Here is a 23,901-nt window from a genome sequence, read left to right as displayed (position 1 = left end):
GCCTCTACACCAAGCAAACAAAACTACGGGGACGGGTGGCATGACCGACGAGGTCGTCGCGGAAGAGCTGGATATCACCGACGAGCTGATTGCCGAGCGGCGTGCGGGCGAGCCGGGCGAGACGCCGGACGACATGACGCCATGGATGCGTCCGATCGTGTATTTCGTCGACCGCCTGAACCTCTGGGCGGGTCGGATCATATGCCTGCTGATGGTCCCCCTGATCCTGGTTATCGTCTTCGAGGTTTTTTCGCGCAACATGTTCGCGATCCTCACCCAGAACGGCATGAACGATGTGGCCATCGCCTGGCGCTTCGGCCCGACGCTTTGGGTCTACGACGTCAGCCGCATGTTGGGTGGCGTACTGTTCATGGCGGCGGCAGGCTATGCGCTGATGCGCGGCGTCCATATCCGCGCCGATTTCCTTTATCGCGGCTGGTCGCACAAGACACAGGCGACCGTCGACGCGACGCTGTACCTCGTCTTCTACATCCCGGCGATGCTGTTCTTTGCCTGGGTGTCGTCGGAATACTGGCTCAAGGCTTTCCTGTCGGGCGAGCAGGCGTCGGATTCCACCTGGGCGCCGCTGCTTTGGCCTGCGCGTCTGGCGATGCCGGTCGGCGCCTTCCTGTTGCTGCTGCAGGGCTTTCCGGAGCTGTTTCGCGCGCTGCACCAGATGGGCGAGGATCGCGCGCGCAAGTTCAGACGCATCCTGCCGGTCTATGCCGTGGTTCTGGCGGTCATCACCGTCGGAGTATTCTTCCCCAACGTCATACCGCTGGGCGACATCTGGGACGGCATCTTCGGCGAAGGTCTGAGCTTTTCCAAGCCCACAATCGGGCTGATCATGCTGGCAGTCATGCTGTTCGCCATCTTTGTTGGCTTCCCGATCTCGTTCACGCTGATCTTCCTTGGTTTTGTGTTCGGTACATGGGGTGCCAATTTCAAGCTGGCGACCTTTCTGATGACACTGCAGACCAATTCGGTGATGCTTTCGGATCAGCTAGTCGCGGTGCCACTGTTCATCTTCATGGGTATCGTGATGGAGCAAGCCGGACTGATGGAGCGGCTGTTCCAGGCGGTCCAGATGATGATGAGCCGGACGCGCGGAGCGCTGTTCATCGCGGTGCTGTTCGTCTCGACGATTTTCGCCGCCGCCACTGGCATCGTCGGCGCATCAGTGACGATCTTGGGTATCATGGCCGCGCGCACGATGAACAAGTCCGGCTATAACGTGCGGCTGGCCGCGGGCACGATCACCGCGGGCGGCACGCTGGGCATACTGATCCCGCCGTCGATCATGCTGATCGTGATGGGTCCGGTGCTGGAAGTGCCAGTCACCGATCTTTTCCGCGCCGCGATCATCCCCGGCGTGATGCTGGCCGGGCTCTACCTGCTTTATGCCCTTGGGCGTTGCTGGCTAGATCCCGACATGGGGCCGATCCTAGCACCAGAGGACCAGCCCGAAACCTCGCGGTTCTACCTTCTCGAGGTGGTGCTGGTCATGGCATCGCTGGTCTTCCTGATCTGGCTGATCACGCGTGGGATCACCGTCGGCTACGGTTTCCTGCTGGGCGCGCTTGTCGTGCCGCTGGCCTGGATCGGGGTGATGTACGGCGTCTACAACTGGCTCAACCGTACCCGACCGGGCGGATTCTACTTCGCCCCGCTGTGGTACGAGTTCTTCATGGGCCTGGTGCCGCCGACGGTGCTGATCGCCTTCGCGCTCGGCTCGATCCTGGCGGGCTGGGCGACACCTGCCGAGGCGTCCGCCTGCGGCGCGTTCGGCGCGGTGCTTTTGTCGCTCCTCTACCGCAAGTTCACCTTCCCCGGTCTTTACGACGCGTTGATCAAGAGCCTTGAGATCACGGTGCTGATCATGTTCCTGGTCGCGGCTTCGAATTTCTTTGGCGCCGTGTTTTCGAACCTGGGGACGCCGAAGATGCTGACCGAGCTGCTTCTTAGCCTCGATATGTCGCCGGTGCTTGTGCTGATGCTGATCATGGCGCTGATCTTCCTCTTGGGTTGGCCGCTGGAATGGGTGCCTATCGTCCTGATTATCGTACCGATCCTCATTCCAACGGTGACGTCGCTGGACCTGGGTTTCGAGAACCAGCAAGACATGCTGATCTGGTTCGCCATCCTCGTGGCGGTGAACCTGCAAACCGCATGGCTCAGTCCGCCCGTGGCGCTATCGGCCTACTTCCTGAAGGGTGTCGTGCCCGAATGGGACCTCAAGGACATCTATCTCGGGATGATGCAGTTCATGGTCATTCAGGTCATCGGGTTGATCCTGATTTTCATGTTCCCGCAGATCGCGCTTTGGCTGCCGAACCTCGTCGGTGGATTGTAGCGCATGGCTCAGCCCCGTAGTGCCATCGGCTATCTGAAATGGCCGCTAGTCGTGACTGCCATCGGTCTTGTGCTGTCCGCCTGGCTGGGCTGGGCGACCGAGCAGACGCTAAACGGTGTCCTGAGCTTTCTACTGGTCGGTTCGGTGCTTGCCGCGCTGGAGATATCGCTTTCTTTCGACAACGCCATAGTCAACGCCAACAAGCTGGACGAGATGACGCCGGTCTGGCGTCAGCGATTCCTGACCTGGGGCATCCTGATCGCCGTCTTCGGGATGCGGATCGTCTTTCCGCTGGCCATCGTGGCCATCTTCGCCTGGGTTAATCCATTCGAGGCGATGCTCCTGGCGCTGGCCGAGCCCGACGAGTACTCGCGAATCATCGGCCATGCCCATGGGCCGATCGCAGCTTTCGGCGGTACCTTTCTGATGATGGTCGCGCTGAAGTTCTTCGTTGACGAGGACAAGTCCATCGACTGGATCGAGGGCCTTGAACGCCGGCTGCGCAAATGCGGCTCAGTACGCGGATTCGAGATCGCCTTCGTGCTGGTGATTGTGGTGATAGTCTCGCAATCGCTGGCCGAACATCAGCGCTCGTCGTTCTTGTTATCGGCGGTGATGGGGCTGCTGGCGTTCACCATGGTCGACGGACTGGGCACCTATCTCGACCACTCGGCCAGCGCGGCAAGCCAGATCGGCGCGCGCGGCGGGTTGGGGGCGTTCTTGTACCTAGAGGTACTGGATGCAAGCTTTTCGTTCGACGGGGTGATAGGGGCCTTCGCGCTGACCACGAACATCCTCTTGATCGCCATCGGACTTGGCGTCGGGGCGATGTATGTGCGCTCGATGACGATCATGCTGGTCGAGAAGGGCACGCTGCATCAGTTCCGCTATCTCGAACATGGTGCCTTTTATTCGATTTTCGCGCTGGCGGTTATCATGTTCATGCAGTCGCTGATGCATATTCCCGAAACGCTTACTGGCCTGATCGGCGTCGCGCTGATCGGCTTTGCCCTGATTTCGTCCATTCGCCACAACAAACGAGAGAAGATTTGAGATGCCAAGGACTGCCGTCTTAGTCTGCCTATCCGCCCTGTCCCGATACCTGACATCGGGGAAGGCGGCATGAGCCGCAGGTACCTGAAAAAGGCCGCGCTGACGTCGAAATCCGACGCAGCGGAGGTCCATGCGACGGTGAAGAACATCCTCGCGGACATTGAAGCCGGTGGCGATGACAGAGCGCGGGAATTTGCTCTGGAGTTTGACCGGTATGATCGCAACATCATTCTGACGCCGGACGAGATCGAGGCCGCCTCCAGCCACGTACCGGAAAAGCTGAAAGACGATATCCGCTTTTCGCATGACAATGTGCGTCGCTTCGCGAGTACGCAAAAAGGCACCGTATCCGACAAGACCCTGGAAATCGTGCCCGGCGTGATCGCGGGCCAAAGGGCAATTCCCGTGAATGCCGCAGGCTGCTACGTCCCGGGCGGGCGCTACAGCCACATTGCCAGCGCCATCATGACGGTCACGACGGCCAAGGTCGCGGGCGTGCGCCATATCACCGCCTGCTCGCCGCCCCGGCCCGATGTAGGCATCGCGCCGGCCATCGTCTACGCCGCTCATATCTGCGGAGCTGACAAGATCATGGCGATGGGCGGTGTGCAGGGGGTCGCTGCAATGGCCTTCGGTCTGTTCGGCTTGCCCAAGGCGAACATCCTGGTAGGTCCCGGCAACCAGTTCGTGGCCGAGGCCAAGCGCATCCTTTTCGGCCGCGTCGGCATCGACATGATCGCGGGGCCGACCGACAGCCTGATCCTCGCCGACAAAACCGCCGACCCGCACCTGGTTGCTACAGACTTGGTGAGCCAGGCCGAGCACGGCTACAACTCGCCGGTCTGGCTGGTGACCGACCACCGTCCGCTGGCCGAAGATGTCCTGGCGCGCGTGCCGGCGCTGATCGACGATCTCCCCAAGGTGAACCGCGACAATGCCGCCGCGGCGTGGCGGGACTATGCCGAGGTTATCCTTTGTGTCGACCGCGAGGATATGGCCGCCTGTTCTGACGAATACGCGCCCGAACATCTGACGGTGCAAGCCAATAACCTCGATTGGTGGCTGGATCGGCTGACCTGCTACGGTTCACTGTTTCTCGGCGAAGAAACGACGGTGTCCTATGGCGACAAGGCAACCGGTACTAATCATGTGCTGCCGACCTCGGGCGCGGCGCGCTACACTGGAGGTCTAAGCGTGCACAAGTTCATGAAGATAGTGACCTGGCAGCGGGCATCGCGCGAAGGCTCGCGCCCCATCGCCGAAGCAACGGCGCGGATATCGCGGCTCGAAGGGATGGAGGGTCACGCAAGGGCAGCGGACGCCCGGCTTGCCAAGTTCTTCCCGGGCGAGAAGTTCGACCTGAAGGCCGATGGGTAGATTCGGAAACCATACCGCCCGAACGCAGCGGGTCGCGACATGAAGGCGCTGGTCTATGAAGGCGCCCGGTCAATGGTCCTGCGCGACGTGCCAAATCCCAGTCCAAGCCTGGGCGATCACCTGATCCGCGTCGAGGCGGTGGGCATTTGCGGGTCCGACATGCATGCCTATCTGGGTCATGACGAACGCCGGCCCGCACCGCTGATCCTGGGCCACGAGGCGGCGGGCGTGATTGTCGGCGGCCCTCGAGATGGCGACTGTGTGACGGTCAACCCGTTGGTGACCTGCGGCACGTGCGCGGCCTGTACGGCGGGGCGTGAGAATCTGTGCCCGGACCGACAGATCATCTCGATGCCCCCGCGCGAAGGCGCATTCGCGCAGTTCGTGACCATTCCCGAGCGCAATCTCGTCGGCGTTCCGGAGGGCGTGCCGCTGCGCATGGCCGCTCTGGCCGAACCTCTGGCGGTGGGCTGGCATGCCGCAAGACTGGCACTGGCAACGCTGCATCCAGGCATGGAGCGCCGTGCGCTGATCCTCGGTGGCGGGGCAATCGGTCTGGCAACGTCCCTGAGCCTGGAGGCGATGGGCTGTCCGCAGATCACGATTTCCGAGCCTGCCGCGTCGCGGCGCGCCTATCTGCAGGACCGTTGCGGGCAGCACGTCACGAATGCGCCCACGGGTCACTGGCCGCTGTTGGTCGATGCAGTGGGCTACGCGACCACCCGGTCCGCTGCCTCAGCGCATGTGGCACCTGGCGGCGTGTTAATGCATGTGGGACTTGGCGACAACGAGGGTGGTCTTGATGTCCGAAGAATGACCCTGCAGGAGATCACCTTCGTCGGAACCTACGCATACAGCGCACAGGATTTCCGCGATACGGCGCAGGCGATCTTCGACGGCCGCCTTGGACCGCTCGACTGGACCGAAACCCGTGCGCTGGAGGAGGGGGCCGATGCCTTTGCGGACCTTCTAGCCCATAAGGTCGCCGCGCCGAAGATCGTGCTGACCCCATGGAACTGACCGTGAAGAACCTCGTTGGAGACCCGCATGTACCATAAGATTCTCGTCGCCATGGCGCTCGACCACGGCGTATCGCCGCAGACTTTGGCCATTGCACGAGCCCTGCGCGCTCCTGGCGGCGAGATCATCGCGCTTCACGTGCTTGAGGAACCCCCCGGTTCGTCCAATGCCGAGCTGTGGGAGGCGCTGCAAGAGGAAATCCACGACCGGGCGCGTGATCTGATGAAGGCAAAAATGGTTGGCGTCAACGATGCAACCGCCAAACTGGTGCGCGGCCACATCCACACCACGATCGTTGAATATGCCGAGAAAAATGGCATCGATTGTATCGTGATGGGCTCGCACAAGCCGGGTCTGACCGACTACCTCATCGGCTCGACTGCGGCGCGGGTCGTACGGCACGCCCCCTGCGCGGTTCATGTTCACAGAACCTCGTAACGGTAGCGCCGATTGCCTCTTTGAAAGCCCCCAGGCCAATGGACTCAACATCAGGACTACCGACGACCTTGTCGCCAACGGCATCTTGTTCGTGACCACATTGCCGTACAGGCAGTTGGCAGGCGTCATCGACGAGGTCGACCGGCGAAGAGCCAACCTGTACCGGTCGCAAGACCTCGCGGGCCAAGGTGGCCGAGGCCTGCGGCGCGACAGCGTAGTCGAGTGAAAAGCCGAGGACACCGGGCGCGTGCTGCGATATGCGCTGGATGGGGCAAGATGACCGTGATCGTCTGCAAATGCGAAAGGGCATCGCCAAACATCCGTTAGTCATCATCGATCCGGCGGTGATCCGCGACCGGTGCATGAAGGCGGTTCACGATTAGGGTGGTCGATCCCTCCGGCAGCGACACCAACTTCTCGGCCGTCCGCGCATGAAGCCTAGCGCACGACCGGGGCTGCGGTGCGATACGGTCGATCCTGCTGAGCAGGTTCCGGACAGCGGAAACAATCCAGTGTCCGCCGCGCTTCGTGAGCATCCCACGGGCCTTGAGGTGGGAGACGGTTGTGCGCAGGTTTGTGTCGCCGGTGTCCCGGCGTGTTGTGATCACCGGCGTCAGTTTCCTTGCGAAACTAGGTGTTCAATCCCTGGCCTTTCGCGGGCCCGCATCTATAACGCGCCGACAAATCTTCAGCGACGATGCGATGGCCTTATCGAAAAACAGCTTATTCGCACCTTGACGCTGTTGTGACCTGACCGATGTGTTTCATCCTCGGCGTGACATCAGGCAGCCATTCGGTAAAGGTGTGCGAATGCCCGCTTCGCCTCGCACTGCGTGAATTCCGTTGATGCCAGGTGTCGAGCGCGCGGCGAATGTCTCCCTCGACGGTCGCGCTGCCCTCGGGGAGGGCGAGGACGGCCTTCGCCACCTTCTGGGCCACCGCGTCCGCCGCCTCGACAGAGGAGCCCTCCGGCAAATCGAGGGTAACCGATAGTTCGGACTTGTTGTCGAAGGGCAGAAGCTTGACCGTCATGTGCTTGGTTTAGAATGCCAGCGGGCTAAAGCGTTTCAACCTGCAACTGGATTGTCAGCTCTGTCGCCGCGCTGCCGCCGGATGTTGACTTCTATAAGGTTCGGGAGAACGTCCCCGGACCGGTCTACCCCGCTTCTTTGACTCGCATCAATGTGGCGTTGAAGCGCGTGGGGCTAATGTGCGCGTGGCGTAGACCCGAGGAGACGAAGCAGAACGGCGGGGTGGGTGCCGACGTGGCCGCCAGACCGGGGCGCAACTGCGTCAGCCTACGCGAGTACCGACCATCAGGCATGCTGTACCAGGGAAAAAATAATGCCAGAGTTGGCGATCGAAAGGCCTTTCGCATTGTCGTCGGAGGACGTGGCCGCTGCGCTAGGCTGCCTGCCGTCCGAAGGCCTTTCGTCCCAAGAAGTGCTTCGAAGGCGGAAGCTTCATGGGCCGAACAGCCTGCGCATGCGCAAGGCCAAAAGCCCGCTCACGATTCTGCTGCACCAGTTCAAAAGCATCATCGTATGGCTGCTGGCCGCGGCGGCGACGCTGGCCTTCCTGTTGGGCGACTTGCCGGAAAGCGCGGCCATTGTCGTCGTTCTCATCCTTAACGGAGGGATCGGCTTTTTCACCGAGCTGCGAGCCGCCCGCTCGATGGAGTCCCTCCTGCGGATCGCTGAGGTCCGCACGGTGGTGCGGCGGGACGGCAAGATCCGACGGATCAACGCCCGCGACGTCGTACCCGGAGACATCGTGGTCCTGGACGCCGGGGACATTGTAACCGCCGACCTGAGACTCGTGGAGGCCTCGAGGATGTTGGCCGATGAATCCGTGCTGACCGGCGAATCCACGCCGGTCGAGAAATCGACTGAGACAAAAGCCGCAGAAGCGGAGATCGGAGACCGTTCGAACATGGTCTTCCGCGGGACCGCCATCACGCAGGGGGCGGGCGCGGGAATCGCGGTGGCCACCGGAATGGCGACGGAGGTTGGCCGGATCAGTGAAATGGCGCAAAGCGCCGAGGGCGAGATGTCGCCTTTGGAAAAGCGACTCGACCGGTTGGGCTACCGGTTGGTCTGGCTGACGCTGGGGCTTGCCGCGCTGACGATCCTGGCAGGCGTGGTTCGCGGACATACGGTCGGCGCGATGATTCAGACCGGCATCGCGCTGGCGGTCGCAGCAGTCCCGGAAGGTCTGCCGGTCGTAGCGACTTTGTGCTTGGCGCGCGGGATGTGGCGTATGGCGGCGCGAAACGCCATCATTACCCGCCTGTCGTCTGTTGAGACGCTGGGGGCGACGACCCTCATCCTCACCGACAAGACAGGGACGTTGACCGAAAACGACATGGCCGTCGCTCGCTATCTGCTGGCCGGCGGCAGCGTGCCCATCGAGCCCGGGGCGATGTCGGTTGCGGAGGACGACTGCTTAATTGCAGCGGTGCGGATCGGAGCGCTTTGCAACAGCGCCGATCCGGGCGACGGAGCGGAGAAAGAGCGAAGGGGCGATCCGATGGAGATAGCTCTGCTTTCTGTCGCCGACGCCACGGGTCAGCCGTGGCGGTCCCTGCAGGAATGCTACCCCCGGGTCGCGGACCATGCATTCGACCCCGCCCTGAAGATGATGGCGACCGTACATGAAGACGGCGAGCAATATCTGTACGCGGTCAAGGGAGCCCCGGAATCTGTAATCGAGGTATGCGAGACGGCGCTTCACGCCGATGGACCGCACGCGCTCGACCCCGTGCAGCGCAAGGAATGGTTGAGGCGGCAATCCGAGGCTGCGAACGACGGATTGAGGCTAATTGCGCTGGCGATGAAGCAGACGGGAACTCCGAATGACGCCCCTTATTCGGGGCTCACGCTTGTGGCGCTCGTCTGCCTTCTCGATCCGCTTCGCGAAGATGTGCCGGCGGCGGTCCGCGCGAGCCTCGATGCGGGCGTGCATATCGTCATGCTGACGGGCGATCACTCTGCAACCGCAGCCGCGATTGCACGCGACGCGGGATTGGGGCGAGGCGCGCTCAGGGTGATCGAAGGCAGAGAGTTGCGCGGTCTTTCGCATGAGACCGAGGACGACTCGCTTCGCGAGCGCATTCTGTCCGCAGACGTCTTCGCGCGAGTCGCGCCGGAGACCAAGCTGATCCTGGTTCGGCTCTTTCAAGACTCGGGCCACGTCGTCGCGATGACGGGGGACGGCGTGAACGACGCGCCGGCGCTTAAGAAAGCCGATATCGGTATCGCCATGGGCCAGCGTGGCACGCAAGTCGCTCAGGAAGCCGCCGAAATGGTTCTGCGGGACGACGCTTTCGCGACGATCATCGCGGCGATGCGTCAAGGGCGCGTCATCTTCGACAGCATCCGTAAGTTCGTCGTTTACCTCATGTCCTGCAACGTCAGCGAGGTTCTGGTCGTCGGAATTGCCGTCTCGGGCGGGTTGCCTCCGCCGCTGCTGCCGTTGCAAATCCTGTTTCTCAACCTTGTTACAGACGTGTTTCCGGCCTTCGCGCTTGGTCTTGGCCGTGGCGATGACGGCATCATGAAGCGGCCCCCTCGAGCGCCGAAGGAGCCGATTGTCGGGCAGCCCGAATGGCTGTCAATCGGGCTGTTGGGCGGCATCATCACGGTCGCTACTTTGGCGGCTTTCGGATTGGCCTTGTTCTGGCTGCAACTCCCCGCCGGCAAAGCCGTCACCGTAGCCTTCGTGACCTTGGCGCTCGCACAGCTTTGGAACGTTTTCAACGTCCGTTCGACGCAGGGCGGCGTCTTTGTCAACGACGTTACGAGCAACGTTTATGTCTGGGCGGCGCTAGCCCTCTGCGTAGGGCTCATCGGGGGCGCGCTTTGGGTGCCGAGTCTGGCGGAGCTTCTCGACCTACCCCATCCTGGGGGCTCCGGGTTGACGCTCGCGGTCGCCGCAAGCTTCGGCCCGCTCATCGCCGGACAGATTCTGATGCTTCTCCGCGTGTATCCACGGCGTAAGGTGGGCGAAAGGGCACAGCGCACGGCTGACAAAGCGTAATTGCGGCGGGTGCAGCCGACGCGGGCCCGGCCATTTGATCCGCGTCAATTCGGCCACCGCCGACCGGAATAATATTCGCTCAGGCGAAGCAGATGCGAGACGCTCCGATGTTCTCAAGAGCGGTGCGATTGGTCGATATCCTCGGATTTCAGATCAAAGTGGATCCGAGTTGGCTTCTGATTGCCGCTTTGGTCGTCTGGACTCTGTCGTCGGGCTACTTTCCTCAACAGGTTCCGGACCTTGGTCGAGGCGATTATCTCGCGCTGGGTATCGTTTCGATGCTGGCGCTCTTTGCCGGTCTGATCCTGCACGAGCTCGCCCACTCGCTCGTCGCGCGCCGGTTCGGGCTCGGAGTGGGAGGCATCACGCTGTTCATCTTCGGAGGGGTAGCAGAGCTCGACGAGGAGCCGTCGAGTCCGCAATCGGAATTCTGGATCGCGATCGCGGGACCGATCATGAGCTTCGCGATCGCAGGGGCGGCGTGGCTCGGGCTTCAGGCGATGCAGGGTGCCGAGCTTTCCGCCGCGTTTCAGGCGGTCTTGCGGTATCTCGCGCTGGTCAACTTCGTACTGGCGGTCCTCAATCTGATGCCGGCCTTCCCGCTCGACGGCGGCAGGGTGCTGCGGGCTGCGCTCTGGCGCGCGTCCGGCGACCTGATCCAGGCGACCCGCCGAGCCAGCGCCACATCTGCGCTTTTCGCCTACGCCCTGATCGCGTTCGGATTTGTCTCGCTCTTCTCGGGGGCGACCATCGGCGGCATTTGGCAGGTGCTGATCGGACTGTTTCTGCTCTCTGCGGCGCATGGCACCTATCAGCAGGTCCTGATCAAGTCCTCCTTGTCCGGCAAGACGGTTCGGGCGCTGATGACCGACCGTGTCCATGTCGCAGGCCCCGACGACACGCTTGCCCATGTCGTGGATACGATCATGCTGCGCCATGCGGTGAGTTTCGTCCCCGTCGCCGAGGGTGATCACCTGCTCGGTTACATCGATGCGGCGCTGCTTCAGAAGATCGACCGGGAGAACTGGGAGAGCACGCATGTCTCGGACATCTACATCGCCGCGAGCGAGGGAAACACGGTGTCGCCCGCCCTGCCGACAGAGACGCTGATGCGCAGAATGTCCATGCAGGAACGACGCAAGTTCCTGGTGGCGGAGAACAGTCGTCTGCTGGGCGTCATCACGCTCGCCGACCTTCTCGCCTACCTGAGCGTATTGCAGGAACTCAGGCCGGTCCGAAGTTCCGGAGGCGCTGGGCCGATCAGGCGCCCGGCCGCCTGAGAAGGCGACGCATGATTGACGCTGGGGCGCCGCTGCGCAACAGTGGCCCCGGGCCTGTTTCAGCAACGAATTCATATGCCTCAGACGGATCCGAGCACAAAACTGCTCGCCACGCTTCTCGATGCGGCCGTCGATGCCGTCATCATCGCGGATGCAGAGGGCCGGATGATCCGCGTCAACCAGGCCGCCTGCGCGCTCTTCGGCTACGAGCGGGACGAGATGGCGGGTGCGAAGCTCGATATGCTCATGCCCGACACCTATGCGATCCGTCACAGCGATGCGGTCAGGCACCATATCAAGACGGGCGAGACGCGGATCATCGGCAAGGGGCGAGACCTGGAGGGGCTTCGCAAGGACGGCAGCATCTTTCCGCTTCACCTGTCGGTGGGGCGAAGCACGATCGATGGCGAACCTATGTTCGTCGGCATCATGCACGATCTAACACGCAGAAAGGCGATGGAGGAAGCGCTGGTGGTCGCCCAGCGGATGGAGGCGCTTGGCCAGCTCACCGGCGGTGTCGCCCACGATTTCAACAACCTTCTCACGGTAATCGTCGGCAATCTAGAGTTGCTCGAAGCATCGCTTGAGGAGGAGCGCGACAGGTCGCTGATTCACGAGGCCCTCGGTGCCGCGGAGCTCGGGTCTTCGCTCATCGGAAAGCTCCTCGCCCTCGGCCGACGCAGCCACCTTAAGCCGGAGCGACTGGACGTGAACGAAGCGGTGCGCTCGACGCTCAGCATCCTCGGCCGCACGCTTGGCCCAAATATCCGCGTCAGCACGTCCCTGGCAGAGGATATATGGATCGTCGAAGCCGACGACGCGCAATTGCAAACCGCACTGATCAATCTTGCGATCAACGCCCAGGACGCGATGCTGGAAGGCGGCAATATCGTCATCCGAACCAGCAATGTCATGATCGACGATAACTTCGTGGCGCACGAGATCGATCTGGCGCGGGGCAACTACGTCCGCATCTCGGTGACGGACAACGGTTCCGGCATGACCGCCGACGTCGTCAGGCGGGCGTTCGAGCCCTTCTTTACGACGAAAGCCGCAGCCAAGGGAACCGGCCTGGGCCTGTCCATGGTTTACGGATTCGCGCGCCAGTCCGGCGGCCATGCGACGCTCTACAGCGAGGCGGGCCTTGGCACGACGGCCAGCCTATATTTTCCCGCCGTAGGCGGATCTTCGAAGGGGTCCGGTTCGCCGGAAGGCGCACAAGGCGATGTCGCTGTCGAACCGGGATCGGGCGAGACCATCCTTGTCGTAGAGGATGATGCCGCGATTCGGCGGCTGTCCGTCGCGCGGCTCGAGGCGATGGGCTACCGCGTGGTCGAGGCAGCGAATGCTGACGAGGCGTTGGCGGTGCTCGTCCGCCATCCGGAAACCGCCGCGCTCTTTGCGGATATCGTGATGCCCGGCGAAATGAACGGCATCGACCTGGCGCGACGGGTGCGGACAGAGCACCCGGAAATCGCGATACTTCTTACGTCGGGCTTTTCAGGCGACCTCATCCATCCGCAGAACGGCTTCACGACGAGTTTTCAGCTTCTGAACAAGCCGTACCGGCAAAGCGAGCTTGCAAACCGGCTGCGCATCCTGCTGTCAGGCCGTGCTGACCTGACGGGGTGAGACCGTCACGTCAGGCGTAAAGATGTAGCCTACGCCCCGCACCGTCTTAATGATCTTCGGATCGCCGGGCTCGCTCTCGATCTTCTTGCGCAGGCGCGCAACCTGGTTGTCGATAGTGCGGTCGAGCGGCGACCAGCCGGGTCCGTTCAGAATGTCCATGATCTGCTCGCGTGACAGCACCCGGCGGGGATGTTCCATGAACACCTTGAGAAGCTTGAAATCCCCGCTGGTGAGTTCAATCGTGTTTCCTTCGCGGTTTTCTAGCTCGAGCTTGTCCGGTATGGCGCGGAAGCCGGCGAACGAGAATTCGCGCACCGCCATTGGCGCGGCGGGTTTCGCTGGCCCCGGCGTTTCCTTGGAACGTCTAAGCACACTGCGGACGCGGGCCAGCACCTCGCGGATGTGGAACGGCTTGGCGATGTAGTCGTCCGCTCCGATCTCGAGCCCGACGACCCGGTCGATCAGATCGCCCTTAGCGGTGATCATGATGATCGGCACGTCCGAGGCCTTACGAATCTGGTGAGCGATGTCGAGGCCGTTCTCGTCCTCGAGGTTCAGATCAAGCGTGATGAGGCTGACAGGAACCCGGTCCAGCGTCGTCTGAACCTCCGTTGCCCTTGCGGCCTCATGCACTTGGAAGCCGTCTGATTCGAGACAGCGCCGCAGAACTTTGCGCACGCCTTCATCGTCATCAACCACGAGAATATTCGTCTCGGTCACAAGCTGCCCCCAGAAATTTGTGCCGCGCCATTCATACTAAACGGAAAATAGTTGTCCGCGCCCGGAGATTAAATGCCGCGGCAAAGATGCGGAACCGATACAAATTGATACACAGTCGCCGATACCACCGATACAAACGCGCGTGATGCTGCTCGGGCCGACAATGGGGGCCGTCATGTATGCAGCAGTCTCACAAGATCTTCGCTCAGCCCGAACAGCGCTTCGAAACAGCCACCCAAAGCCAAATGGGCACGTGCACCGCCTGAACAGGCAACTCGCACCGGGGCAGCATATTTTCTTCGAGTCCGACCCCGCAAGATTTGTTTACAAGGTGCGTTCCGGCGTTCTTCGTCTGACGCGGACCCAGCGGGACGGGCGGCGGCAAGTCATCGCGTTCGGATTTCCCGGAGATATCGTTGGGCTGCCCTGCGCCGGCCGCCACACGACCGAATGCGACGCTATCACTTCTGCCGAGGTGTCGGCCCGGCGCTGCGATCCTCTCGATCATCCAGAGAGCGACCCGAAGCTGCATTCGCTCCTCGTGACGGCCGCGCTGGACGAAATCCGGTTCCTGCAGGACCACTTCCTGATCTTCGGCCGCAGGCGGGCGAGCGAGAAAGTGGCTGCATTTCTCATCCTGCTTCTCGACCGCGTCGGAGAAGCTGCCGACGACCGCCATTTAGTCCGCTTGCCGATGAACCGCTCGGATATCGCGGACTACGTGGGGCTGACACCGGAAACCGTTAGCCGGTCGATCACGCAGCTGCGCGCCGAGAAAATGATAAAGCTCGACGATCCAAACACGATCATCGTGCGCGACCCCGATCGGCTTCGCGCGCTGGCAGAAGGCGCGCAGGAGCTTGTCGCGGATTGGTCATGACCGGCCTCGCCAAGTGCCGCGGCGCCTAGGACCCAATGCCCGCAACATCGCCGGCCGGACCCAGCTAAGAGGCCTCGCGGAGATAAGCGACCAGGTCATCGAAGCTCCGCATCTTCGGGTAGTCCGCCTCAGGCATCGGCATCGACAGCGCCTTGCCGAGCGCAGTTACCAGATTGAGGAAATCAAGCGAGTCGATGTCGCATTCCTCGCGCAAGTCGCCCTTTCGGTCGATATCGTCGACGTCAACATCTGGAGCGATGCGGGCGAGTTCCCTGCGCACAAGGTCTTCAATCTTTTCCGATGTCATGGTGCCTCCGGATTCTGCAAATCGAGAACTGTGGCGCGCAGCAATGGCGCGCCACGATCGCCTTCACTCACGCGACGATTGAAGAACGCAACGGTCATTTCTCGTCGCTTTCGAGCGTGGAGATATCGCCCTCGGGCAGCCCCAACTCACGGGCCTTGAGAAGTCGCCGCATGATCTTTCCAGATCGCGTCTTCGGCAGATTTTGGCGGAACACGATCTCTTTCGGCGCGACTGCAGGACCAAGCCGCTTTCGGGCGTGGCCGAGAAGCACGCGCTCCAGCTCTTCGTCGGGCTCGTAGCCCTTGTGCAGCGTCACATAGGCTTTGACGATCTCGCCTGCCGTCTCGTCGGGGATGCCGATCACGCCGACCTCGGCCACGGCATCATGCTCGATCAGCGCGCTTTCGACCTCGAAGGGTCCGATCAGGTGGCCGGCGCTCTTAATCACGTCATCGGCGCGGCCGACGAACCAGTAATAGCCGTCCTTGTCGCGCATCGCGAGATCACCCGACAAGTACCAGCCGTCGCGGAAGCATTTTTTGTAGCGCGCCTCCTCGTGCAGGTAGGTTCGCATCATCGACGGCCATCCGGGGCGCAGCGCCAATTCGCCGATCGCCTGCGGCTTGGTGAGTTCCCTTACGCCCGCATCCGTCACCTCGACGATCCCCGCCTCGATCCCAGGCAGTGGCTTGCCCATCGAACCGGGCTTCACGTCCATCGCGGCGTAGTTGGCGATCATGATGCCGCCGGTTTCGGTTTGCCACCAGTTGTCGTGGAAGGGCATCCCGAAGACCTCATGCCCCCACAGCACGGCTTCGGGGTTCAGGGGCTCGCCAACGCTCGCCATGAACCGGAGCTTGGGAAATTTGCGCCCGCCTATGAGATCGGCACCGGCGCGCATTAGCATGCGGATCGCGGTAGGCGCGGTGTACCAGACTGTGACGCCTTCGTCGGCGAGGATGCCGTACCAACGATCCGGGTCGAACTCCGCCTCGTCGACGATCATCGTCGAGCCAATGACGAGCGGCGCGATGATGCCGTAGGAAGTGCCAGTCACCCAGCCGGGATCTGCGGTGCACCAGTAGATGTCCTCGGGCCTGAGGTCGAGCGCGAGGCGGGCAGTGACGCGATGCGCGACGACCGCTTCGTGAACGTGTCTGGCACCTTTCGGCAGACCGGTTGTTCCTGAAGTGAAGTGCAGGAGCGACGGGTCTTCCGGCCGTGTCCTCGTCGTCGCGAACTCTTCACTGGCGGCCTCCATCATCGGAGCGAGCGCGGCGCATCCCTCTGCCTCGCCGTCGATCAACAGAACGTGCTCCAAGTCCGGAAGCCGGTCGCGAATAGGTTTGACCTTACGCCGGTAAAGAGCGGCGGACGTCACTAGCACTTTCGCCGAGCCGATCTCCATGCGGGCCTGGATAGGTTCCGGCCCGAACGCAGCGAACATCGGACAGAAGACGGAACCGGCCTTGAGCGTGCCGAGCGCCGCGAAATAGAGCTCGGGCTCGCGCCCGAGAAGCGAATAGACCGTCTCGCCCCGCTTCACGCCGAGCAAGCCGAGCACGTTCGCGAAGCGGTTGGCGGATCTAGCAAGAGAGTCGTAGCTGAAGTTCCGCCGTTGGCCGTCGCGGCCGATCCAACGGAGCGCAATTCGGTCGCCGCGCCCCCGCGCGATCTGCGCATCGAGAGCCTCTTGCGCGATGTTCAGCCCGCCGCCCGGCAAGCCCGCGAGCGCTGCGCGCTCCTGGTCCCAGGAAAACTGCGCACAGGCGGCGGCATAGTCGGGCATGTTGGCCCTTCCGGCCGCTCCCTTGACCTTGCGCAGCATTTCCTCGGTCATCGGTTCACTCCTCCCCTTAAGGTCGGCCGTCCGCCTTCATGGATGTTCCCCTCAAAAGCTACCTACCCACGCCGCTGGCACGTTGATCAAAATCAAAACCGCATGGCATCGACGTGACCTGGATCAGCGACAGCAGCGGGGCGATCGGTCAAGATCGCGCTGTGAAATCGATGGGAACCCTTCATGCTCTTGTTCGCAATGGAAGCGAGCCGCGACTTCGGCCAAGCGGTGGCAGGTCATCTCGGGACAAACCTTGACCCGCACGAAGAGCGGGCATTCGAGGATGGCGAGCACAAGAGCCGGCCGCTCGTGAACGTGCGAGGGCGAGATGCCTACGTGATCCAGGGCCTCCACGGCGATGCGGAGCAGAACACGAACGACAAGCTTGTCCGGCTTCTGATGTTCCTCGCCACTCTCAAGGACGATGGCGCGGCGCGGGTGACGGCGGTCATCCCGTACCTGGCCTATGCGCGGAAGGATCGCCAGACCAAGGCGCGAGATCCGGTCGCGACCCGTACGCTCGCCCGGCTGATCGAGTCGGTAGGAACGGACTCGGTCATGACGCTCGACGTCCACAACCTCGCCGCCTTCCAGAACGCGTTCCGCTGCTGCAACTGGCACCTCGACACGCGTTCGCTGTTCGCACGGCATGTGATCCCGCAGCTTGGCAGCGCGGAGCTGTCCGTGGTGTCGCCCGACGCGGGCGGTGTGAAGCGGGCGCAGCTGTTCCGGGAGATGCTCGAAGGGCTCCTCGGCCGACCGGTCCGCGCGGCCTTCATGGAAAAGCGGCGCAGCGCAGGCGTCGTCAGCGGCTCTCACCTCGTGGGAGACGCCGAGGGCAGGACGGCGATCGTGGTCGACGACATGATCGCGTCGGGCGGCACGATGGTGAGGGCCGCGCAGGCTCTGAAGGAACGCGGTGCCGAGCAGGTGATCGCGTTCGCCGCGCATGGACTGTTCACGAAGGGCGCGGAGCAGGCGCTGGAAGACGCCGCAATCGACCGGTGGATCGTAACGGACACGGTGCCCAGGCGGAGTATCGATCCCGTGCTCTTCGACCGGCGCGTGGAAGTGGTCAGCGCGGCCCCGCTTTTCGCCGAGGCGATCCGGCGGCTCCATCATGACGGTTCGCTCGTGGAGCTCCTGTCGTTTCCAGGATAGCGGCGGCCCTCTCGGCCTCGACCAGGTACCGCCGCGCCAGAGGCCGCCACTTTGCGGGCGTGCGCGGGGTCGGGTCGAGAAGATGGGCCAGCGCCTGCCGCGCGCGCAGCGTGGCACGATGCGCGGTGTAGAACGCGCTGAGTCGCGCATCGGGTCGATCATCCATTCGCTTCGTCGCCTCGCGAAAGAGAAGCTTGCCGACCCAGTCTTCGTCAATAGTCGCGCATTCCATTGCCAACGTTGCGTACTCCTCGAACGGGTCGAGCAGCCGGAGTCCCCGCGCGGCTTCGAGACAGTCAATAATCAGGACAGGAGGGCCAAGCCAGACATGCTCGGGCCGGAGGTCACCATGTCCTTCGACAACGCGCCTGTCGGTGAGTCGGGTCAGCAGCAGACCAGGCTCCATTGCCAGAACGGACGCCAACAGTGCGGTCAAGCGTTCAAACCGAGACGCCTCGTCTGCGAACGATTTCTTAGGCAGGAAGGAGCGCGTCTCCTCCAGATCAGACTGGAAGCGCGAAAGGTATTCATTGGACGACGGCACCTCAGGGGGCAGCGACTGATGGAACCGGGTGAGCCGTCGGGCAATGGCGATGATGTCCGCCTCGGTGACCGCGCCGTTCGCCAAGGCGCGGTCGAGAAAGCGCGCGTCCGGCAGACGGCGCATCCGTACGAGCCATTCGACGGTTTCGCCCTCACCGTCGAGCGAGAGCACGCCACCGAGAGCACGCTTCAACTGCGAAAGGCCGAGATAGACGTCCGGGGCGAGGCGGCGATTGAGACGCAGCTCTTCCGAACAGGCATGCCGCCGTAAATCGGTGGTCGAGAAATCGAATATGCGCCGCCGAATGGGCTTCTTCATCTTGTAGGCCCGGTCGGCCGTCAGAAACACCCAGGCCATGCTCGTCTCTCTGCGCTCCACGGGTGCGTTGGGCCCCAGCGCACGCTCGACCGCGTCGATCTTGGCGGCGGAGGAAGGCGGATTGGAAGGCGCCGCGCAGCTGGTGTTCATACGGTTATTCTTCCTGCAGGGCGGTAAAGAGGCATTGATCCTTATCAACAGAATGCCAAAGCGATCCGGCATGATTAACACTGATCCGGCTGTAGCAGTCCGGGAACGTGGGAGGCTGGGAATTATGATCAGTAGGACTATCGGACTTTTGCTGACTGTTCCGTCCTTTTGGCTCCTCTCCGGCAAGACGGCGTGGGCTCAGGATACGCAGGTTCCACTCGCAGACATCGTTGAGTCCTGGCTTGGTTCGCCGCATGCTGACCAGGAATCGCAATCCTTCCAGCATTGGAACGAAGACGGCGCCGTCGCGCAGGAATGCGCGGCCTGCCATTCCAGCAGCGGGCTGCGCGACTTTCTCGGCGCAGACGGAACCGAGCCCGGTATCGTGGATCGCCCGGCCCTGATCGGGTCGACCGTCGATTGCGCAGCGTGCCACAACCTCACTGCGACGTCGCTCGACGAAGTCGTTTTTCCGAGCGGCGCGGTCGTCGAGAGGCTCGGTAGCTCCGCCATTTGCATGGTGTGCCATCAGGGCCGCCAGTCATCGTCCAGCGTCGAGGCGGCGGTCGCAGGGCTCGAGCCGGACTCGGTTTCGCCTGACCTCGGCTTCATCAACATCCACTATCGCGCGGCGGCGGCGAGCCTTATGGGCGCGGTGGCGCATGGCGCCTACGAATATCCGGGCAAGATCTATGCGGGCCGGTTTGCGCATGTCGCAGGCTTCGACAGCTGCGCGAACTGCCATGATGCGCATACGCTCGAAGTTAGCACTACCGTTTGCGCGAGTTGCCACAACACACAAGACCTTTGGGCGATCCGAACGCGCCCGGATGATGTGGATGCAGACGGTGACGCTTCCGAAGGGGTGGCCGCAGAGATGGCAACGCTGCACGATGCGCTGGGCCGGGCGCTCCTCGCCTACGCCGCCGAGGTCACCGGCGCGCCGATAATCTATGCCCCCGATAACTATCCCTATTTCTTCGCCGATCTGAATGCCAACGGCTTGCCGGACGGAGAGGAGCTCGCCTATCCAAATCGCTATCAGCACTGGACGCCGCGCCTTCTGCAGGCGGCATACAACTACCAGTTCGTCGCGAAGGATCCGGGCATCTACGCTCACAATCCGGCTTACGCGCAGCAGATACTCATCGATAGTCTCGACAGCCTTGGCGAGGCGGTCGAACTAGAGACGCAAGTATGGACGCGGCCCTGACATACCAGCGTGGCAGATGTTCAGGCATAGACGCAGCTGGATCTCTCAGCTGCGTTCTTCCTTCAGTGCGCTTGGTGTTCAGCCCTTGCCGATACTGACTTTGCGGGTCTTCGTGACCGCGCCCTCGGGCTTCGCTATCTTCAGCGTGAGCACGCCGTCTCTAAACGATGCCTGAACTTTGCCGTCATCCGGCGCGAAGCCAAGCGACACAGACCGGCTGAAGCGGCCATAGCGGCGTTCGACGAGATGGTAGTTCTCCTCCCTTTCCTCGTGATCACTTGACTTCTCGCCCTTGATAGTGAGGACGTCGTCGGTGATCGAAACGTCGAGGTCCTGTTCGGCAACGCCCGGCACCTCGGCGGTGATGACGACCTCCTTCTCGGTCTCGGCAACGTCGAGTGCGGGCATCACTGCATCCTCCGCCCGCCCCCAGAGGTCGCGGGCGGACATCGGAAGGCCGCTGCTGAACCGGTCGAACACGCGGTCGATTTCGTCATGCAGCGATCTGAAGAATGGTGTGGTCGTAGAGGACTCCGTTCGGGAAGGAAGACGGTTCTGTCTCATGATCACTCTCCTGAATTGAGGATGCGGAACTCCCCTAAAGGGAGCGGGGCGAATCTAGTTCAGCAAGGGTCGGTGGTCGCTGATCCGGATCAGCTAATTGGTGGCGCCGTCGCCTCGGGGAATCAGGGGATATGATCCGCGAAGCACGACCCGGCGAGACCGACAACGGCGGCGAGCGCGCCTGGTTGTTTGAGCGGACGCAAGGCGCCCGGTACAATCTGCGGTCCCAAGTGCGGAACCCGTCCAGCGAAGCGCACCGCCGATGCCGCTGGCAAGCAGAGATATGTCGAACACAGTCGAACGGCTGAGCGCCTTGTCCTCGGTCAGAAGATCGAACAGCAATGTCGCGAAGCCGGCCCTCTGCAGTTCCCTCGCCATGTAGTTGCTGCACGGACTGAACCTGCTGCTCAGCTACAATGCGCAAAGGCGATGAGCGCACTGGCGTCTTTCGGCCGGCCAAGCACACAATCCAGACTGAACGGATCGACCAAACCTGGAATTAAATCTTTATGGTCAAAGCGTTGGTGCACATCCTCCTCGATAGCCAATCCCCCAGTGGAATGCTTAGACCGAAGTCGACAGGCCCATGCCATCAGCCACCCGCGGCGAGGATTGGCCTGAGGAACTCGTCGTAGAGACGGTCGACGCCTTCGCGATTAAGGTGATCCGTATCGAAATAATAGACCGGATCGTCGAGTATTGCGCTGAAGTCGTGAATCGGTATGCCGAGTGGTGCAAGGCGTGCGCGGAGGGCGGTGTCGAAGGTGGCCTCATCGGGGAGAGCATCGCGAAAGGCCCGAGGCACCGGCATCTTGACGACGGTGACGCTGAGCCCCGCGGAGCGGGCTCTTGCGAACATCGCCTCGAGAACTTGGAAGTAGCGGACTTGCGTCTCTTCGGAAGGCGGTTCGGGATAGAGATATTCGATCCGCGCGGCGGTGGCGTGGCGTGACGGACGGAAGCGGCGCTCGAAGTTCTCGGCCCCGCGCCAGTCGTCCCTCGGGAACCGGTCCGGCGGATTGATCTTCGAAAACGCCGTGGCGAAATCGAGGACCGCACGCGCCGAGAGGTCGGCGGAGATGGTCAAATCCAGCATGGTGCAGAGGGTGGACAGCCGCAGCGGCGTATTGCGCAGCAGCTTGCGGTCCGCGATACGCTCCTTGTTCCAGCGCGCGGAACGGAACGCGAAGGAATCCGCGACATAGAGGAGGCGCTTCGGGTGCAGGTCCTCCAATGCCTGCCGCAACACGAAGTCGCTGTAATACGGTCCCGCGCCCACCTCCGCGAGGACGATCATCGTCTGCCCCGTATCCTCGTGGAGTTGATCGGGGATGCCGCCGTAGTCCAGCGGCAGGGCATGCGACGCCCCCAGTACAACCCAGTCGACCGGTGCGCCTCGCGCCGCGTAGAGCTTCTGCAGGGCCGTGTCCTCTCCGCGCCGGCCCACGCTGAACTCCGCGACCACCGCAGCGGCGACGTAAAGCGCGATGCAGACTCCCAGGAAGGCGGCGATGCGAGCCCAGGGCAATGTAGGCGGTGTGCGGCTGAGGCTGTCCATGGGTCGGCCTTTCAGAACTGCATGTAGACGAAGACTTCGCTGTCCCATCGGCCGAGGACGATCAGCGCGAAGAGGCAGGCAAGCCAGACGAGCCAGCGCAGCGGGCGCGCCGCGGCGGCGAACTGTTCGGCGATGCGGGGGCGTTCCATCAAAGTCTCGATTACGAGAAGCGCGGCAATCAACGCTGCGAGAAAGCCGTGTTCTGCGGTGAAGGGATAGTTCGGCAGAAGCGCGGGCAACGCCGGCAGATCGTCCCAGATGCGGCCGAGAATCAAGGCGGCATCGCCGAGATCACCGGCTCGGAAAAAGACCCAGCTCACGAGGATCAGGTGGAAGACGACAAGGATCGCCGCGAAGGTATGAAGAGACCCGAGCCAACTGGCGCCGAGGCGCTTGCGGAGCCGCCGGCGCAGGGGGTTCAGGGCGCGCTCGCCCCACAAATAGGCGCCGTTCAGTATCCCCCAGGCCACGAAGCCCCAGCCGATTCCGTAACCGAGCCCTGCGTGCCAGATGCCACTCAGGATGAAGACGACCATGAGCCCGGCATACATGCGCCAGGCCTTCCGCTCGGATCCGACGAGCGGGAAGTAGACGTAGTCGCGAAACCAGTCGGCGAGCGAGATGTGCCACCGCCGCGACCAGAACTCGCCGATCGAATGCGCGAAGTAGGAGCGGCGGAAGTTCTCCGAGAGCCGGATACCGAAGAGTTGCGATGTTCCGCGGGCGATGTCGGTGTAGCCCGAGAAATCGCAGTAGATCTGGAAGGCGAAGAAGTAGCTCGCGATGATGAGTTCGACGGGCACGGCATAGGCGGGGATCGCATAGGTGCGGTCGACGAAGGGCGCGAGGTTATCGGCGACGACCACCTTCTTGACGATTCCCCATAGGATCAACTGGCACCCCAAAGCGAATTGCGGCCAGGTAAGTGGCGATTTTTCGGTCAGCTCGGCGATGAACGGCCCGATCCGCTCGATCGGCCCGGCGAGGATCTTCGGGAACCAGGCCAGATAAAGCACTTCCTGCGCGTCACTTGCCCGCGCCGCCGCCGGATCGCGATAGCGGTCGACAATGAGCGCGATCGCGGTGAAGGCGTAGAAGGAAAAGCCCGCGGGCGAGCTGAGACCGAGCGTGGGCAAGCCGTTGATCTCTGCCGCGATCGGATCGTAGTATTTCAGTAGGCCCATCAGCGCGAGGATCACGAAGGTGCCACCCCAGAGCGCCACACGTCGTGTACCCAGCGCATCTGTCCTGAGCATCCGGCCGGCGATCAGAACGATGACGATAACGATCGCGAGATAGATGAGATTCTGAAGTCCAAAGCTGCCATAGAAGATGACGCTCGCCAGCACGAGCCAGGGCAGGCGCAGCCGGACCGGCAGCAGCCAGAAGACGAGAACCGCGACGGGCAGAAAGAGCAGAAAATCGAGCGTGGTGAACAGCATCGGCGAATGCCCT

General features: G+C 62.5%; 19 protein-coding genes. 11 read left to right on the top strand and 8 right to left on the bottom strand.

The genetic code is table 11. From position 1 onward, the window contains the following. Positions 1-40: 40 nt before the first annotated feature. From DEA8626_RS11660 to DEA8626_RS11640, 5 genes are all read left to right on the top strand, one after another. Positions 41-2,353, top strand: coding sequence for a TRAP transporter large permease subunit (locus tag DEA8626_RS11660; protein WP_108853221.1), 2,313 nt, complete (start codon positions 41-43; stop codon positions 2,351-2,353). Between the two features lie 3 nt (positions 2,354-2,356). Continuing rightward, entirely contained in the window at positions 2,357-3,406 is a 1,050-nt protein-coding gene (locus DEA8626_RS11655; RefSeq protein ID WP_108853220.1) for a DUF475 domain-containing protein, read from the top strand. A 69-nt stretch (positions 3,407-3,475) separates the two neighbouring features. Next, complete coding sequence (gene hisD, locus DEA8626_RS11650; RefSeq protein ID WP_108853219.1) at positions 3,476-4,783, top strand: histidinol dehydrogenase; 1,308 nt, start codon at positions 3,476-3,478, stop codon at positions 4,781-4,783. A 39-nt stretch (positions 4,784-4,822) separates the two neighbouring features. After that, entirely contained in the window at positions 4,823-5,803 is a 981-nt protein-coding gene (locus tag DEA8626_RS11645; protein WP_108853218.1) for a zinc-dependent alcohol dehydrogenase, read from the top strand. 27 nt (positions 5,804-5,830) lie between these two features. Next, positions 5,831-6,241 (top strand): universal stress protein, encoded by a 411-nt coding sequence (locus tag DEA8626_RS11640; RefSeq protein ID WP_108853217.1) that lies wholly within the window; start codon positions 5,831-5,833, stop codon positions 6,239-6,241. Between the two features lie 723 nt (positions 6,242-6,964). On the opposite strand, the gene DEA8626_RS11625 is transcribed toward DEA8626_RS11640, so the two are convergent. Then, positions 6,965-7,273, bottom strand: coding sequence for an efflux RND transporter permease subunit (locus tag DEA8626_RS11625; RefSeq protein ID WP_108853214.1), 309 nt, complete (start codon positions 7,271-7,273; stop codon positions 6,965-6,967). Positions 7,274-7,585: 312 nt separating this feature from the next. Here DEA8626_RS11625 and DEA8626_RS11620 point away from each other — a divergent pair, with 312 nt between their 5' ends. From DEA8626_RS11620 to DEA8626_RS11610, 3 genes are all read left to right on the top strand, one after another. Next, on the top strand, positions 7,586-10,279 hold the full coding sequence (locus DEA8626_RS11620) for a cation-translocating P-type ATPase (protein ID WP_108853213.1): 2,694 nt from the start codon (positions 7,586-7,588) through the stop codon (positions 10,277-10,279). A gap of 92 nt (positions 10,280-10,371) precedes the next feature. After that, positions 10,372-11,559, top strand: a complete 1,188-nt coding sequence (locus tag DEA8626_RS11615; protein WP_245890833.1) for a site-2 protease family protein — start codon at positions 10,372-10,374, stop codon at positions 11,557-11,559. A 75-nt stretch (positions 11,560-11,634) separates the two neighbouring features. Further along, positions 11,635-13,191, top strand: a complete 1,557-nt coding sequence (locus DEA8626_RS11610; RefSeq protein WP_108853211.1) for a PAS domain S-box protein — start codon at positions 11,635-11,637, stop codon at positions 13,189-13,191. On the opposite strand, the gene DEA8626_RS11605 is transcribed toward DEA8626_RS11610, so the two are convergent. Continuing rightward, positions 13,165-13,911, bottom strand: coding sequence for a response regulator (locus DEA8626_RS11605; protein ID WP_108853210.1), 747 nt, complete (start codon positions 13,909-13,911; stop codon positions 13,165-13,167). The genes DEA8626_RS11610 and DEA8626_RS11605 overlap by 27 nt on opposite strands. A gap of 145 nt (positions 13,912-14,056) precedes the next feature. On the opposite strand from DEA8626_RS11605, the gene DEA8626_RS11600 reads away from it, so the two are divergent. Then, the gene (locus DEA8626_RS11600) at positions 14,057-14,791 is read left to right on the top strand and encodes a helix-turn-helix domain-containing protein (protein WP_108853209.1); all 735 of its coding nucleotides are present in this window, start codon (positions 14,057-14,059) and stop codon (positions 14,789-14,791) included. A gap of 64 nt (positions 14,792-14,855) precedes the next feature. On the opposite strand, the gene DEA8626_RS11595 is transcribed toward DEA8626_RS11600, so the two are convergent. Then, a complete protein-coding gene (locus DEA8626_RS11595; protein ID WP_108853208.1) occupies positions 14,856-15,098 on the bottom strand; it encodes an acyl carrier protein in 243 nt (80 codons plus the stop codon). 94 nt (positions 15,099-15,192) lie between these two features. Continuing rightward, on the bottom strand, positions 15,193-16,938 hold the full coding sequence (gene acsA, locus DEA8626_RS11590) for an acetate--CoA ligase (RefSeq protein ID WP_108853207.1): 1,746 nt from the start codon (positions 16,936-16,938) through the stop codon (positions 15,193-15,195). 183 nt (positions 16,939-17,121) lie between these two features. On the opposite strand from acsA, the gene DEA8626_RS11585 reads away from it, so the two are divergent. Next, positions 17,122-18,099, top strand: coding sequence for a ribose-phosphate diphosphokinase (locus tag DEA8626_RS11585; RefSeq protein WP_108853205.1), 978 nt, complete (start codon positions 17,122-17,124; stop codon positions 18,097-18,099). On the opposite strand, the gene DEA8626_RS11580 is transcribed toward DEA8626_RS11585, so the two are convergent. Continuing rightward, complete coding sequence (locus DEA8626_RS11580) at positions 18,014-19,183, bottom strand: hypothetical protein (RefSeq protein ID WP_181366419.1); 1,170 nt, start codon at positions 19,181-19,183, stop codon at positions 18,014-18,016. The two genes, DEA8626_RS11585 and DEA8626_RS11580, sit on opposite strands and share 86 nt — an antisense overlap. Before the next feature lie 52 nt (positions 19,184-19,235). Between DEA8626_RS11580 and DEA8626_RS11575 the strand changes: the two genes are divergently transcribed. Next, entirely contained in the window at positions 19,236-20,324 is a 1,089-nt protein-coding gene (locus DEA8626_RS11575) for a polyheme membrane-associated cytochrome C (RefSeq protein WP_219929188.1), read from the top strand. Between the two features lie 78 nt (positions 20,325-20,402). Here the strand turns inward: DEA8626_RS11575 and DEA8626_RS11570 are convergent, their stop codons facing one another. The 3 genes from DEA8626_RS11570 to DEA8626_RS11560 form a co-directional block, all read right to left on the bottom strand. After that, positions 20,403-20,888: an Hsp20/alpha crystallin family protein gene (locus tag DEA8626_RS11570; protein WP_108853201.1), complete on the bottom strand. Its 486-nt coding sequence runs from the start codon at positions 20,886-20,888 to the stop codon at positions 20,403-20,405. A gap of 592 nt (positions 20,889-21,480) precedes the next feature. Continuing rightward, entirely contained in the window at positions 21,481-22,446 is a 966-nt protein-coding gene (locus DEA8626_RS11565) for a hypothetical protein (protein WP_108853199.1), read from the bottom strand. Between the two features lie 11 nt (positions 22,447-22,457). Then, the gene (locus DEA8626_RS11560) at positions 22,458-23,888 is read right to left on the bottom strand and encodes an MBOAT family O-acyltransferase (RefSeq protein WP_108853196.1); all 1,431 of its coding nucleotides are present in this window, start codon (positions 23,886-23,888) and stop codon (positions 22,458-22,460) included. Between the last annotated feature and the right edge of the window lie 13 nt (positions 23,889-23,901).

This window comes from Defluviimonas aquaemixtae, from assembly GCF_900302475.1.
GTDB lineage: Bacteria > Pseudomonadota > Alphaproteobacteria > Rhodobacterales > Rhodobacteraceae > Albidovulum > Albidovulum aquaemixtae.
This window is presented reverse-complemented; position numbering and strand designations above follow the sequence as displayed.

Coding starts and splice junctions, on each gene's coding strand:
- hisD (WP_108853219.1), top strand. CDS start 3,476: ATGAGCCGCAGGTACCTGAAAAAGGCCGCGCTGACGTCGAAATCCGAC.
- DEA8626_RS11570 (WP_108853201.1), bottom strand. CDS start 20,888: ATGAGACAGAACCGTCTTCCTTCCCGAACGGAGTCCTCTACGACCACA.
- DEA8626_RS11565 (WP_108853199.1), bottom strand. CDS start 22,446: ATGGACAGCCTCAGCCGCACACCGCCTACATTGCCCTGGGCTCGCATC.
- DEA8626_RS11595 (WP_108853208.1), bottom strand. CDS start 15,098: ATGACATCGGAAAAGATTGAAGACCTTGTGCGCAGGGAACTCGCCCGC.
- DEA8626_RS11585 (WP_108853205.1), top strand. CDS start 17,122: ATGCTCTTGTTCGCAATGGAAGCGAGCCGCGACTTCGGCCAAGCGGTG.
- DEA8626_RS11610 (WP_108853211.1), top strand. CDS start 11,635: ATGCCTCAGACGGATCCGAGCACAAAACTGCTCGCCACGCTTCTCGAT.
- DEA8626_RS11640 (WP_108853217.1), top strand. CDS start 5,831: ATGTACCATAAGATTCTCGTCGCCATGGCGCTCGACCACGGCGTATCG.
- acsA (WP_108853207.1), bottom strand. CDS start 16,938: ATGACCGAGGAAATGCTGCGCAAGGTCAAGGGAGCGGCCGGAAGGGCC.
- DEA8626_RS11660 (WP_108853221.1), top strand. CDS start 41: ATGACCGACGAGGTCGTCGCGGAAGAGCTGGATATCACCGACGAGCTG.
- DEA8626_RS11655 (WP_108853220.1), top strand. CDS start 2,357: ATGGCTCAGCCCCGTAGTGCCATCGGCTATCTGAAATGGCCGCTAGTC.
- DEA8626_RS11620 (WP_108853213.1), top strand. CDS start 7,586: ATGCCAGAGTTGGCGATCGAAAGGCCTTTCGCATTGTCGTCGGAGGAC.
- DEA8626_RS11560 (WP_108853196.1), bottom strand. CDS start 23,888: ATGCTGTTCACCACGCTCGATTTTCTGCTCTTTCTGCCCGTCGCGGTT.
- DEA8626_RS11600 (WP_108853209.1), top strand. CDS start 14,057: ATGCTGCTCGGGCCGACAATGGGGGCCGTCATGTATGCAGCAGTCTCA.
- DEA8626_RS11575 (WP_219929188.1), top strand. CDS start 19,236: ATGATCAGTAGGACTATCGGACTTTTGCTGACTGTTCCGTCCTTTTGG.
- DEA8626_RS11580 (WP_181366419.1), bottom strand. CDS start 19,183: ATGCCGGATCGCTTTGGCATTCTGTTGATAAGGATCAATGCCTCTTTA.
- DEA8626_RS11625 (WP_108853214.1), bottom strand. CDS start 7,273: ATGACGGTCAAGCTTCTGCCCTTCGACAACAAGTCCGAACTATCGGTT.
- DEA8626_RS11615 (WP_245890833.1), top strand. CDS start 10,372: ATGCGAGACGCTCCGATGTTCTCAAGAGCGGTGCGATTGGTCGATATC.
- DEA8626_RS11645 (WP_108853218.1), top strand. CDS start 4,823: ATGAAGGCGCTGGTCTATGAAGGCGCCCGGTCAATGGTCCTGCGCGAC.